Here is a 13,621-nt window from a genome sequence, read left to right on the forward strand (position 1 = left end):
CACCGCTTGCGGGGGAGTTTTAGCAATGAATGCCCAAGCCATTACGTCGACAGCGACGTCATCCAAGGCCTTTGTCGTGTTCGTCTGCGTGCTTGCCGCGCTGGCGGGCCTGATGTTCGGCCTCGACATCGGCGTCATCTCCGGCGCCAGCCAGTTTATCCAGGCCGAATACAAGGTCAGCGATCACACCATCGAATGGATCGTCAGTTCGATGATGTTCGGTGCCGCCGTGGGCGCGCTCGCTGCCGGCTGGTTGTCGGGACATCTGGGACGCAAGCGCTCGCTCGTACTCGGCGCTATCTTGTTTGTGATCGGCTCGCTGCTCTCGGGCTTCGCCTGGTCGCCGGAAACGCTGATCGCCGCGCGCGTGGTACTGGGCCTGGCCATCGGCATCGCTTCCTTTACCGCACCGTTGTACCTGGCCGAAGTGGCGCCGGAACATATCCGCGGCGCGATGATCTCGACCTATCAGCTGATGATCACCATCGGCATCTTCGTCGCTTTTCTTTCAGACACCGCCTTCAGCTACAACGGTGCGTGGCGCTGGATGCTCGGCATCATCGCGATTCCCGGCGCGCTGTTCCTGCTCGGCGTGTTGTTTCTTCCCGACAGCCCGCGCTGGTTATTGATGCGCGGTCGCCGTGACGAAGCGATCGATGTGCTGCAGCGCCTGCGCGGCGACCGCGCCGTGGTCGCCCGCGAAACAGCCGACATCGAAGAACAGCTGAAGACCCCGCAACGCGGCTGGCACCTGTTCGCCGAGAACCGCAACTTCCGCCGCTCGGTGTGGCTGGGCGTGCTTCTGCAGCTGATGCAGCAGTTCACCGGCATGAACGTGGTGATGTACTACGCGCCGCGCATCTTCAAGGAAATGGGTTACGACACCTCGGCGCAGATGTGGTTCACCGCCCTGGTCGGCCTCACCAACGTCCTGGCCACCTTCATCGCCATCGCGCTGATCGACCGCTGGGGCCGCAAGCCCATCCTCTATACCGGCTTCACCGTGATGGCCGTCGGCCTGGGCGTGGTCGGCACGATGATGCACAACGGCATCCACGACCACAGCGCGCAGATCTTCACGGTGACGATGCTGCTGATCTTCATCGTCGGCTTCGCCATGTCCGCCGGCCCGCTGATCTGGACCCTGTGCTCGGAAATCCAGCCGCTCAAGGGGCGCGACTTCGGCATCGGCGTGTCCACGTTCACCAACTGGATCTGCAACATGATCGTGGGCTTCACCTTCCTCAGCCTGCTCAACAGCATCGGCAATGCCGGCACGTTCTGGATGTATGCCGCGCTCAACGCGGTGTTCATCCTGCTCACCTTCTGGCTGATTCCGGAAACCAAGGGCGTGACGCTGGAGCAGATCGAACGCAACCTGTTGAACGGCAAGCGCCTGCGCGAGATCGGCAGGTAACCACTCAGCCGCTGCCTACCCGCTGTACCCATCAACCATCTTGAGCCGCCTTGCGCGGCAAGTGAGGGCGTTATGTGGTGCTGTCGTCTGTGGTCGTTTCAGCGGTTGATCCTGGTCGTCCTGCTTGGTTTGTTCGCCTGCGTCGGTACGGCGCAGGCGGCGACCGGCACGGTGCTTCAGGGAAGCACGCTATATCCCCGCGTGGTCCGTCTGCAGCACGGACAGGCGAACACGTACGGTCGATTGATCGCCAGCACGAACGGCATCATCTTCCAGAGCAACGACAACGGCGCGAGCTGGTCGTTGCTCGGCAACGTACCCACCGTGGGCGGCAGCAGCGAGCGCTGCTGCGCCACGCTATATGAGCTTCCGCAGCAAGTGGGGTCGCTGCCCGCCGGCACGCTGATTTCCGCCGCATCGTATTTTTCGGGCAGCACGCCGGCTATCGAGGTCTACACCAGTTCCAACCAGGGTGCGTCCTGGGTCTACCACAGCACACCGGTGGTGCGCGGCGACAGCAGCCACGGACTGTGGGAACCGGAGTTCGAAGTGGCGAACGACGGCGCACTGGTGATGTTCTGGTCCGATGAGACCGATGCATGCTGCAGCCAGAAGCTGGCGCAGATCCGCAGCTACAACGGCAGCAGCTGGCAGGACGAAACCAACACCGTGCGCAGCACGATCCAGGGCGACCGCCCCGGCATGATCACGGTGAGCAAGTTGCCGAACGGCCATTTCTTCATGAGCTACGAACTGTGCGGCCCGGCGGCTTGCACGGTGTTCTCGCGCACGTCGACCGACGGCTGGAATTTTGGCGACGCGACCAACATGGGCACGCGCGTGCAGACCACGGCCGGCCAGTACCTCGAACACGCGCCGCTCAATCGCTGGAGTCCGTCGGTGCTGTCCAGCAATGGTGCCATCCTGCTGGTGGGCCAGGTGATGTTCGAGTCGAACGGCAGCGTGTCCGCATCCAACGGCAAAGTGCTGTTCGCCAATACCAGCGTCGACGGCACCGGCAACTGGTACACCATCGCGGCACCGGTGCAGGTCCCCACGGCGTACGACAACTACTGTCCCAACTATTCCTCGGCACTGCTGCCCGCCACGGACGGATCGAGCATCCTTGAGCTGGCTTCCGATTATCTCAATGGCGGCTGCATCGTGTACTTCGCCAGCGAGGCCTGGAACCGCTTGCCGGCCGACGGTTCCACCCATGTGTTCCAAAGCGTGCAGGCGCCTGCGCTGTGCCTGGACAACACCGGCTGGTCGACCGCCAACAACACCAGCGCCGAACTGTGGGACTGCAACGGCGCGCCGGTGCAGGACTGGACCGTGCATGCCAAGGGCGGCGGCTGGTTCAGCATCCAGAACCAGCAAACGGGATTGTGCGTGGACAACACGGGCGGCAGTACGACGCCGGGGAATCTGGTCACGCTATGGGGCTGCGCCAACAACGCGAACCAGAACTGGATGTTCATGGATCTGGGCAACGGCAGCTACAAGCTGATGAACCAGGCGTCCGGATCACTGATACTCGATGATCCCGCGGGCTCGACCACGCACGGCACGCAGCTGCAGCTCTGGACCGACAACGGCCTCGCACCACAGCAGTGGATCTTGCACTGAGGTTGCTTCCGGTGGCGGCGCCCAGTGGCGCCGCCATGGTCCTGCTCAGGTACCGCGCGGTTTGGCGCGGTGCGTGGGCGCCGCGGTCCACGGATCATCGGGCCATGGGTGACGCGGATAGCGTCCCTTCAGTTCCTTCTTCACTTCGGGGTAGGTGCGTTCCCAGAAACCCCTGAGGTCCTGCGTAACCTGGATCGGTCGCCCGGCTGGCGAAAGCAGATGCAGCGTGACCGGAATGCGGCCGTTCGCTACGCGTGGCGTGTCGGCAAGTCCGAACAGCTCCTGCAGTTTTACTGCCAGTACGGGCGTTTCGCCCTCCGCGTATTCCAGTCGACGCGTCATGCCGCTGGGCACGGTCAGGCTCTCGGGAACCTGCGCATCCAGCTGGCGGCGTTGTTCGTAATTGAACAGCGAGCCGAGCGCTTGCGAGAGTTCTTCCGCGCTCAATGCGTCGAGGCGGCGCTTGCCGTTGAGATACGGCGCGAGCCAGTCTTCCAGCGTATCGATCAGCGCGATGTCGGATACATCGGGCAATCCGAGTTCGGGCATCCATCCGCGCAAGGCCTGCATGCGTGCGCGCAGACGCCGGGCATTGTCGCTCCACGGCAGCGTATCGATGCCTTTTGCACGCACGGCGGCGAGCAAGGCGGGCAGCGCATCCTCTGGCTTCACCGGAACACTGCGACGTTCGAGCACGATGTTGGCGAAGCGATGTTCGTCGAACGCTTCGACGGCGTTGCGTTCGTCGTTCCAGCGCATGGCGCGCTCGCGCTTGAACTGCGCGGGATAGTCTCGCTCCAGCACGCGGAAATCGATCGGTGCAGCGGCAAGGATCAGGCTGTCACGCGCTTCGAAGCGAAGATCGAGCGCCACCAGCCACGGCTCGCCATGCAGCGCTGTATTTTCGTGCAGCCTTGCACCGCGACCATTGGCGAGCGTGTAGCGCAGCGGGTTGCCGTCGTCGCGGCGTGCCACGCGATCCGGAAAGGCGTGCAACAACAGGTCGCCCACGGCGTGACTATCCGGCACGCCGGTTGCGGCCGAACGCATGTCCAGACGACGACGCCAGCCCTTGCTGGCCTGTTCGATGGCGGCAAGCGCACCGCCATCGGCACCACCGCGTGCACCGGCCGTGTGGCGGTCGCGCCATACGTGCAATGCGCCGACTCGTGCACGAAAATCGTCGCTGCGCGCTTGCTCGCCGCGCAGGGGCGAACGTGCTTCCATCAGCGCAAGCAGGTCGGCGACAAGTGAGCGCAATTCCGGTTCGGCTCGCAAAGCCGCCGCACCCAGCCGCGGCGTGGCGCCGAGTTCGAGCATCTGGCGACCGAGTGGCGTGATGCGCCCATCCGCCGTCAACGCCGCCAGCTGCACGAGCAGCTCTCGCGCCTGTGCCAGTGCGCCGGAAGGTGGTGCATCGAGCCAAGGCAGCGTGTTGCCGCTATCTGCTGTAATGCCCCACGCGGCAAGTTCCAGTGCGAGGCCGGATAGCTCAGCCTGCGCCATTTCGGCCATGCGTGACGCATCCAATCGCTTGCTCTGCGGCCATAGGCGATACGCCGTACCTTCGGCGACTCGGCCGGCGCGACCGGCACGCTGATCGGCCGAAGCCTGCGAGATGTTCACCGTTTCCAGTCGTGTGAAGCCGGAGTTCGGATCGAAGCGCGGCTCGCGCGCCAGCCCGCTATCCACAACCGCGCGGATGCCCGGCAGCGTGACACTGGATTCGGCGACGTTGGTCGCTAGTACGACGCGCCGCGTGCCAGGCTCCGCCGGACTCAACGCGGCCTGTTGCTCCGCCATCGACAGTTCACCGTGCAGCGCCACGATGTCGATGTTCTCGTCCAGCGACGATACGAGCATGGCTTGCACGCGTGCGATCTCGCGACGACCAGGCAGGAAAGCCAGCACATCGCCCTCGTTTTCTTCCAAGGCCTGGCGCGCGACCCGTGCCAGCTGATGCTCGGTGGTTTCCTGCGCACGGGCGGCGGGATATTCCACTCGCACGGGAAAGCTGCGACCCGGACTGCTGATGCGTGGCGCATCGAGCCACTGCGCGATGCGCTCACCATCGAGCGTGGCGGACATCACCACGAGGCGCAGTTCCGGACGCAACGTGCCCTGGATGTCCAGCGCAAACGCCGCGCCAAGATCGCCGGCGAGATGACGCTCATGGAATTCGTCGAACAGGATCGCGCCGATGCCGGTGAGCTCGGGATCGTCCTGGATCATGCGCGTGAGAATGCCCTCGGTCACCACTTCGATGCGCGTGGCCGCGCTCACCTTCGCCTCAAAACGGATGCGATAGCCGACCGTCCGTCCCACTTCCTCCCCCAACTGCCTGGCCATGAACTGCGCAGCGGCACGCGCCGCGATGCGACGCGGCTCGAGCATCAGGATCTTGCCGCCTGCGAGCCAAGGTTGATCGAGCAGCGCCAGAGGGACCTGGGTAGTTTTGCCGGCGCCGGGCGGTGCTTCGAGCACGAGGCGCGGGTGTGCCGCGAGAGAAGTGGTGATCTCGGGCAGGAGGGGAGTGATGGGGAAGGATGCGGCAGCGTTCATCAGGAATATGATACTGGGGTAGTGAAATGCAGCGCGCGTTTCGATGGGCTGCCACCACTGGGGGCGCGACTGAGTATCCGATGGCGCGCTTTCCTGTGGGAGCGCACTTGTGCGCGACGGCCACGCTGGGGTGTATGGCTCCGTAGGCTTGTCGCGCACAAGTGCGCTCCCACAGGAGGACCGTCCCGCAGTTCGCCGCCCTCTCCCCTCGGGGAAGAGAGGGCGGCAATCCATTTACGGATGCGCCGTGGTACTCGTCGCCCCCGTACCGGCACCCGCTGCCGCACCCGGCGACCGTAACGGTGCCAACGACTCGAATTTGCGCTGGTACTCGTCCGTTACTTGCTTGGCGTCTTCGCTGTTCGTCACCACGCGCGGTGTGATCAACACAATCATCTCGGTCCGATCGCGCTTGTGGTCAGTCGTACCAAACAGGCGTCCCAACACAGGGATGCGATTGAGGCCAGGGATACCCGTATCGGTATTGGTCTCGTTCTGCTGGATGAGTCCGCCGAGCAGCACCGTTTGCCCGCTCTGCACAGCGATCTGAGTACCCACGGCACGTTGCTGGATGGTGAAGTTGCCTTGGGCGTTGGCAGGACCCGTGGTGTTACTCACCTGCTGTTGCACGTTGAGATATACCAGGCCGCCTGGATTCACTCGTGGCTGCACGTCGAGAATCACGCCCGTGGGCTGGTAAGTGACGGTGCTCGCCGTTGAATTGGCCGTGGTGGTTCCCAGGCCAGCGATGATGGACGTCTGATTGATCGGTATCTGATCGCCCACCTGGATATGGGCGACTTGATTGTTGAGTACGACCAGCGAAGGGGCCGATAGCGTCTTCGTGTTGCCATTGGTTTCCAGCGCGCGAACGGCGACCTGGAATTTCCCGTTGCTGCTCAGGAAGGAATAGAAGAACGGCTCTCCGCCGTATTGGTTGCCGCCCGCACCAAGTGCAATCTGGCGATGAGCACCTGGATAAATGCTGGTGGCAATGCCCGCAGCATTCGGGACGCTGTTGGCTAGCCCCTGTAGATACCACTGCACACCAAACTGGAATTCACCAGTCAGATCGACCTCGAGAATGCGCATCTCGATCTGCACCTGCAGCGGCACGTTGTCCAGTCGCTTGATGGCCTGCTCGATCTCCTTCCACTGCGAGGGACGCGCGCGCACGAGCAGCTGGTTGTTCGAATCGACGGAGCTGATGCGGATGCTGCCGTCCTCCGAGACGAATTGCTGCCCGGTGTTGCCGTTGTTGCTGTTGGAGGCGCTGTTGCCGAACGAGGACATGCCGCCCGCCGCACTGCCGCCAGTGCTGCCGAAACCGCCGGTGGTGCCCGTGCCGGTCGTACCGAAACCGCCGGTGGTGCCCGTGGTTCCCGTGCCGCCAAAACCGCCCGCGCTGCCAAAGCCACCGCCGGTGCCTTGAACACCGCCCGTGGTGCTGCTGCCGAAGCTGCCCGCCGTGCTGCCTATCCCGCTGGCATTGCCCATGGCGTTGTCGCCCATGCCCAGCGTGGAGCCGGTGAGGCCCGGCCCCACTTTGCCGGCATCGTTGCCGCCGCCATTACCGCGGGTATAGATCTGCCCGAGGTACTGCGCGAGGTCCGACGCCTTGAGGTTACGCACGTCGTAGACGAACAACTCCGGTTCGTTGCCACCACCGCGGTCGATCTTGGTGATCCAGTCGCCTACTTCCTGCAGATAGGTCGGCTGGCTGCTGATCACCACGATGGCGTTGGTGCGTTCGATCGGCAGGAAACGCACCATGCCGGCCAGCGGCGTGTCGCCCTTGGGGCCGAACATCTGGTCGAGTTGTGGACCGAGTTCGCCCACGTTCGCGTGTTGCAGGCTGAACACGCCCACCGACATGCCGCGCAGCCAGTCCACGTCGAAGGTGTGGATGGTGCGCTGGTAGTTGTCCAGCTCCGAGGGCGTGCCCGACAGCACGATGAGGTTGCGCGAGGGATCGGCCAGCAGTACCGCGTCGGTGCGCGCGAACGGCTTGATCAGCTTCTGCATCTCGGTGGCCGAGATGAAGCGCAACGGATACAGGCGCGCCTGCAGGCCGCCTTGCGGTGCCACCGCGTTGAGACTCGGCACCAGGTTGCCAGCGGCGGCGTCCTTGGCGGGCATCACCACGTATTGGCCGTCGCGCATCACCAGCGCGTTGTTGGTCCACGACAGCAGCGTTTCCAAAATGGGAATCGCCTGGCTGCTGTCCACCGGCTCGGAGGTGGAGAAGGACACGTTGCCCTGCACGCCCGGCACGATGGTGTAGTTCTGCTTGAGCAGATCGCCCAGGATGGCCTTCACCACCGCCTGCACCGGCTGGTTCTCGAAGTTGAAGGTCACCGCACCATCGCCACTGGCGGCCTTGCGCGGTTGCGCCAGCCCGGTGGTGCGCACGAACTGGCCGCTGCCTTCGCTCAGTTGCGGCTTGGGCGTGACGTTCGGGTCCACGGCCCCATTTTTCGTGTTCAACGGGAGCTGGGCGGGGACCGGCTTCTCGGTGCCCGCCATCGCCTCGCGCTGCAACGCACCGTCATCGCTCTTGGGCGGCGGCAGCGTCTGACAACCGGCCAGCCACAAGGCCAGGGTGAGCGTACTGATGCGGGTCAACCGCGGCGTGCGCTGGATGGACATGACGTTAATGGGCTCCCTCGGGGGTCGCCGCCTGCTGTTGGGCGCGGCGCTTCTGGATGGCTTCTTTCAACAAGCGGATGCGATCGGCCTGCGAGTCCACCCCGTTGGGCGATTGCAGGGCCGGGTTCGGCGGAATGATCGGATGAGCGGCATTGATCATCGGGCCGTTCTGCGGCGGGGCCACGGGGCCCACCGCCATGCCGTTCGGTGCGGCCGGATTGGGCGGCGGCGCGTTGCCCTCGCCCTTGGGCATGTCGATTGGCGCGCCGGCGGGCAGCTCCAGTTCGGTGCGGCCGGTGCTCGATTCGAACACCGCCGAGCGTGGCCTCAGATCGACCAAGCGCCAGCTGCCATCGGGCAGCGAATCACCCTGGCGCACGCGCACTTCGTGCTCGCCGCTCTTGTCGCGCAGCAAGGCCATGTGCAATGGCGCCGTGAGGATGATGCCGGTGAGCTGCATGTCGCCCAGGCTCGCGCCGCCGGCGGCGGTGCGCATCGTCGGCTTGCGGTCGTTGTTGAACAGCGGCTGCGTCCACACGGCGGAGAACTGGGCCAGCGGCACCGGTGGCGGCAGGCCCTGGTCGTGCGTGGGCGGCAACGGCGTGGCGGCACGTTCCGGTCCCCACGAGACACCGCGTCCCACCCCGGCAAGCAAGGTCAGCAGCAACGCGCCGAACAGCACGGCCACCCCGCCGAGCAAGGGCGTCAGGCGACGTTGGGCGGCCGCGTTCATGGCGCACCTCCCTGTGCATCGCCGCTGGCTGCGCGCGGCTGGCGCACATAGCCCGATAAGGTGAATTGCACTTCCAGCGGCACGGCCGCCTGCTGCATCGCGGCCACCGGATTGCGATAGATGCTCAAGTCATCCACGAACAGGTACGGCGTGCCCTGCTCCAGGTCGTGCAGGGTTTCGGCCAGCGGCTGGATATCGCAATGCAGGGTGATGCTCACCGCCACTTTGCGATACGGCTCGTCGGGCGCGGCCGGTGGATTGGTTACCGGCATCTTCTGGGTGACATCGCAGGCGCCACCTTGTGGATGCGCCGCCACCGCATCGACCACGCGCTGCATGAGTCCGGCGGCCGCGGCGTTCGAATCGTCTTCCGGCAGGAAGGCATGACTGGCGGCCTGCCCCGCGCCCATCGCGGCAATGCGTTGCTGCAGTTGCGGCTTCTCGGCGATGGCGGCGGCGTAGCGCGCATGCGTATCGCGCAGATCGTCCATCTCCGCGCGAATCGACTGCAGCGGCGCCACGAACCACCAATGCAGCAAGGCGAAATAGGCGATCACCAGCACCACCAGCAACAGCAGCACGGCGGCGATGCGACTCTCGCGTGGCTTGAGCGCGGTCAGTTTCATGGCGCGCTCCCGGCGGCGGCCGGCGCTTTAGGCTTCGCCTCGGCGGCCTTGCGCAGCTGCGCCACCATGTAGAAGCGTTCCTTGCCGGTGGAGGGATCGACCTGGATGGTGCCCTGGAAGTTCGCATCGGTGATGACCGTCGAACCCTTGAGCGCATCGACCAGGCGCGCCGCCTGCGGACTCTGGCCCTGGAAACCGACCTGGCCGGTGTTGTCGATGCTCAGTCGCTCCAACCACGCAGTGGTGGGCAGGCGCTGGCTGATGTCCTGCAGGACGCCGAGCGCCGAGACGGTGCGCTTCTTGCGTTCGGCAAGAAAACCGGCGGCGCCGGCATTGTCCTGCAATTGCTGGCGCAAACCGGATACCTGCTGCGCATCCGCGCGCATGGCTTCCACCTCGCTGCGCATCTGCTCCAGCGCAGCCTCGCGGTTATGCAGATACTGCATCAACGACAGCAACAGCAAGACGATGGCTGCCACGCCCAGGGCGAGATTCAAGCGTTGCCGCGGATGTTTGCGGCGCGAGGCGAGTTCCGTGGGCAACAGATTGGCGCCAAGGCGATCGGCACCGAACGACACATCCACCGCATCGACCTGCAACCCCGACGCAGCGAGTTTGGCCAGCAGCGGATCGAGCGTCTGGCGAGACACCACGACGAGTTCCGCCGCGAAGCGCCCCGGCGGCGCCGGTGCGCGCACTTCTCGCACGTCGTAGCGCACCTGTTCGACGCGGAAGGGCGTTTGCCGATCCATTTCGAACGCACCGATCTGCTGCAGGTTGTCGCGTGCGGCCAGCGGCAGGTTCAGGCGCGGGCGAAGTACGTGGGTGGGCTCAAGGCACAGCGCCATGCGTAGGTCTTCGGCATCGACGCCGCGCAGGGCATCCGCGAGGGCCACCTGCTGACTGGCGGGATCGAGCTGGCTGCTCCAATGTGCCAGCACGTGACTGGTGCCTGCCTTGCGCACCGTCCATTCGTCGCCATCCAACTGCAACAGATACCAGGCCAGGCCGCCGCCAAAGCGGCTGCGCCACCCCGCCGGCAGCAGACCCTGCAGCTCGCCGCCCCACCACGCAAAAAAGCGCGGCATGGGCGAACCACGCCACGCACGGCGTGCGCGATCGAACTGCAACTGCAACGGTTGCGTTGTGCTGTTCACTCGCCCTCTCCCTCCTGCCAACGCAGCACGGTATACGGCAGCGCGCCCGGGCGGATGCCCTGTATTCGCACTGTGGCGCGCAAGATCGCACGCGTACCGTCGGCCAGCGTGGCCTCCGAACGAATACTATGCGTCACACCCTGTATAGCAGCTAGGCCCGGCTGTTGTGGACCACCCGAGCGGGACGCCGCGATGGTCTGCGCCTGCGCCGGCGTCATGCCGGGAATGGCGGCCAGGGCGAGCGCCGGCGCCGTCGCGGGATCAGGCGACGGGCGGCCCGACCACAAGGTCACCTGCGAGGCGACCGCGCTGTACAGCTTGGGAGTCATGCCCAGCACCATCTGCAGTTCCTCGACCGTGCCGAACGGCCCGTGCCGGGGACCGTAATCCAGCCCGGCATTGGCATACGCAGCATTGGGCACCGTGCCCGCCGGGGTATAGGAAAAGCTGCGCCAGTCCACGATATTGCGGGCCAATGCTTGCGCGTCCATGTCGGACATGCCCGCCGCGCGGAACAGGTTCTGCAGCACGTCCGGCGAGGCGGCATTGAGATCGACCTTGCCCGTCTCGCTGATGATGCTGATGCTCACCTTGGCGCCGTCGAATGCAAACGGATAAGGACGCCCATCGGTCACCCAGCGTTGATCCTGCTGCGGGTCCTGCAGGGCATAGATGGCGCGCATCACGCCCGCTTCGGCGGCGTAATGCGCCTGCGTCTGCGCGAACTGGTAACGCGCCTGCAATCCTTCCGTGCGCGCCAGCACCGCATAGCCGCCCACCAGGATGGCCAGCAGAGTGCAGGCCCACAGCACCACCAGCAAGGCGACGCCGCGTTGGCGATGCATGGCCGCGCTCATTGCGTGGTCCGTCGCTGCAAACCCTGCAGCAGATCGACCGCCTGTCCCTGCACCGCCGTCACGTCGACGCGCAGCGGCGCGTCCAGCAAGGGCCACGTGGTGGTGCCATCCAATTGCAAGGCGATGCGCACGATACGCGGCATCGCGCGCGTATCGTCCCACTGGTCGCCCCACTGCCCGGCGCGGTCCTGCGTATCCGGTGCGCGATAACTGAACTTGCCATCGCGGATGTGATCCACCAGCACTTCGGGTTCACCCAGCGCTTTGGGCGCGCTGCCGTCGGGCGGCATCACCGCGAAGCTCGCTTCGAGCCGCGACGTGCCATCGCCGTTGGAGACCAGTTTCAACTGCTGCAGCTGCGGCCCCAGCTTGCCGAGATAGCCGGGCAGCGGCGCGACGAAACGAAGTTCATGCGCATCGCCCTTGAAGTACAGCGGATCGCCTTTGGCGGTACGTGCCAGCGGCACGGCACGCGCCTGGGCCAGCTCGCGGCGCAGGAACTGTTGCGCCGAACGCACTTCATCCATGCGCGCGATCGACGCTTCGCCCGAACGCACCGTATGCGTGGCCGTGCGCACACCGGAATAGACACCCAGCAACAACAGCGCAAACAACGCGAGAGCGCCCAGCACTTCCAGCAGCGTGAAGCCGCCTGCATGACGAGCCTGGTGTTGCCTCATCATGTCTTCACCGGGCCGAGCACGCGCAAGGTGCTGAAGTGCGCGGAGCGCTCGCGCAGCGACGGCCCCCAGATCACATCCAGGTCGAGCTTCACCACGCGAAGAGGGACGTTCTGCCCTGCAGCGGGCGCAGGGCTCCACGGCGTCACCACCAGGCGCCAGCGATAGTTGTCGTCGAAGCGGCCTTCCGTGTGCCCCGCCTGCAAGGGTGTGGTGATGTCCACGGTATCCAGCAACGAGCGCGCCCACATCGCGGCCTGGCTATGGTCGTCCGCATTGCGCGTGAGCTGGATCGAGCCGCCTGCCACTTTCAGCAAGGCCGTAAACGCGATGGCGAGCAACAACGTCGCCGCCACGACCTCCAGCAAACTGAAGCCGCGCGCGTGCCGCTTCATCGCTTCGGACTCACATCAGCCACGCTCACCGCACCAGTGAGCCAGGCCACGTTGACGCGCCACTGGCGCTGCTCGCGCTGCAGCGTGATGTGGCCGCCAGTAGAACTGCCGTCCGGAAAGAAACGGATGCGGCCGGTATGGCTGTTGACCTGATCTTCCTTCGCGCTGGTGATCCCTAACTTCATACCCGACGGCAGGCGCACCGAAGGACCGTTGTCGGCGCGATAGGTGTTGTCACGCGTATCGACATCGAAGGTATGTTCATTGCCATGCACGATCGCCTGCGTGCGCACGCCACGCAGCGCGGCGGCCAGTTCGCCGCTGGCCGCATTTACGCGCGCACTGGCCAACCCTTGCGTGACCGACACGGCGACAGCGGCCGCCGCGATGCCGATCAGCAGGATCACGGCGAGCATTTCGAGCAGGGTGAAGCCGCGCGCCGCACGTGACGTACGGTCGATACCGATGCGTGGCGACTTCACCTTCATGCCTACTGCCAGTTGCCTACGTCGGCGTTGTAACCGTCGCCGCCGGGCTTGCCGTCCTGGCCGTAGAAGACCAGGTCGAACGCACCGTGATCGCCCGGCACCTTGTAGCCGAACTCATGGCCCCACGGATCGTGCAGCTCCGACTCCTTCGCATACGGCCCCTGCCAGTTGCGCGCATTGGCCGGCTTCACCATCAGGTCCTGCAACTGCTGCGGCGGGGCGCCGTTGTCGAGTGCGTAGTTCTCGATCTTCTGGCTCAGCGTGGTGAGTTGGGCCTTGCCCGCGCCGTACTTGCCCTTGTCGACGTTCTTGCCGACCTGGGTGACCACCACGGCGCCGATGATGCCGATCAACACGATCACCGCCAGCATTTCCAGCAGGGTGAAACCGCGTGCCGCCGGGTGACGGCCGAAAGTCCTTTGTCGCAT

At 65.1% G+C, this 13,621-nt stretch carries 12 protein-coding genes; 2 read left to right on the top strand and 10 right to left on the bottom strand.

Going from position 1 to position 13,621, the window contains the following annotated elements:
• Nucleotides 1-25 precede the first annotated feature (25 nt).
• Both ACN9MB_RS20930 and ACN9MB_RS20935 read left to right on the top strand, forming a co-directional pair.
• Nucleotides 26-1,417 (top strand): sugar porter family MFS transporter, encoded by a 1,392-nt coding sequence (locus tag ACN9MB_RS20930; RefSeq protein WP_426270168.1) that lies wholly within the window; start codon nucleotides 26-28, stop codon nucleotides 1,415-1,417.
• A gap of 72 nt (nucleotides 1,418-1,489) precedes the next feature.
• Nucleotides 1,490-3,046, top strand: coding sequence for an RICIN domain-containing protein (locus tag ACN9MB_RS20935; protein WP_426270169.1), 1,557 nt, complete (start codon nucleotides 1,490-1,492; stop codon nucleotides 3,044-3,046).
• Between the two features lie 45 nt (nucleotides 3,047-3,091).
• On the opposite strand, the gene hrpB is transcribed toward ACN9MB_RS20935, so the two are convergent.
• From hrpB to gspG, 10 genes are all read right to left on the bottom strand, one after another.
• A complete protein-coding gene (gene hrpB, locus ACN9MB_RS20940) occupies nucleotides 3,092-5,608 on the bottom strand; it encodes an ATP-dependent helicase HrpB (RefSeq protein WP_426270170.1) in 2,517 nt (838 codons plus the stop codon).
• A 234-nt stretch (nucleotides 5,609-5,842) separates the two neighbouring features.
• Complete coding sequence (gspD, locus tag ACN9MB_RS20945) at nucleotides 5,843-8,257, bottom strand: type II secretion system secretin GspD (protein ID WP_426270171.1); 2,415 nt, start codon at nucleotides 8,255-8,257, stop codon at nucleotides 5,843-5,845.
• A 4-nt stretch (nucleotides 8,258-8,261) separates the two neighbouring features.
• A complete protein-coding gene (locus tag ACN9MB_RS20950; RefSeq protein ID WP_426270172.1) occupies nucleotides 8,262-8,990 on the bottom strand; it encodes a hypothetical protein in 729 nt (242 codons plus the stop codon).
• On the bottom strand, nucleotides 8,987-9,616 hold the full coding sequence (gene gspM, locus ACN9MB_RS20955) for a type II secretion system protein GspM (RefSeq protein WP_426270173.1): 630 nt from the start codon (nucleotides 9,614-9,616) through the stop codon (nucleotides 8,987-8,989). Before gspM ends, ACN9MB_RS20950 begins: the two co-directional genes overlap by 4 nt.
• On the bottom strand, nucleotides 9,613-10,773 hold the full coding sequence (locus tag ACN9MB_RS20960) for a PilN domain-containing protein (RefSeq protein ID WP_426270174.1): 1,161 nt from the start codon (nucleotides 10,771-10,773) through the stop codon (nucleotides 9,613-9,615). The genes gspM and ACN9MB_RS20960 overlap by 4 nt, the downstream gene beginning before the upstream one ends.
• On the bottom strand, nucleotides 10,770-11,618 hold the full coding sequence (locus tag ACN9MB_RS20965; RefSeq protein WP_426270175.1) for a general secretion pathway protein GspK: 849 nt from the start codon (nucleotides 11,616-11,618) through the stop codon (nucleotides 10,770-10,772). Before ACN9MB_RS20965 ends, ACN9MB_RS20960 begins: the two co-directional genes overlap by 4 nt.
• An 8-nt stretch (nucleotides 11,619-11,626) precedes the next feature.
• The gene (locus tag ACN9MB_RS20970) at nucleotides 11,627-12,313 is read right to left on the bottom strand and encodes a prepilin-type N-terminal cleavage/methylation domain-containing protein (RefSeq protein ID WP_426270176.1); all 687 of its coding nucleotides are present in this window, start codon (nucleotides 12,311-12,313) and stop codon (nucleotides 11,627-11,629) included.
• Nucleotides 12,310-12,705 (bottom strand): type IV pilus modification PilV family protein, encoded by a 396-nt coding sequence (locus tag ACN9MB_RS20975; RefSeq protein ID WP_426270177.1) that lies wholly within the window; start codon nucleotides 12,703-12,705, stop codon nucleotides 12,310-12,312. Before ACN9MB_RS20975 ends, ACN9MB_RS20970 begins: the two co-directional genes overlap by 4 nt.
• Complete coding sequence (locus ACN9MB_RS20980) at nucleotides 12,702-13,121, bottom strand: GspH/FimT family pseudopilin (protein ID WP_239536210.1); 420 nt, start codon at nucleotides 13,119-13,121, stop codon at nucleotides 12,702-12,704. The genes ACN9MB_RS20975 and ACN9MB_RS20980 overlap by 4 nt, the downstream gene beginning before the upstream one ends.
• 74 nt (nucleotides 13,122-13,195) lie before the next feature.
• A complete protein-coding gene (gene gspG, locus ACN9MB_RS20985) occupies nucleotides 13,196-13,621 on the bottom strand; it encodes a type II secretion system major pseudopilin GspG (RefSeq protein ID WP_204637872.1) in 426 nt (141 codons plus the stop codon).

The organism is Dyella kyungheensis (assembly GCF_049913195.1).
Taxonomy (GTDB): Bacteria; Pseudomonadota; Gammaproteobacteria; order Xanthomonadales; family Rhodanobacteraceae; genus Dyella; species Dyella kyungheensis.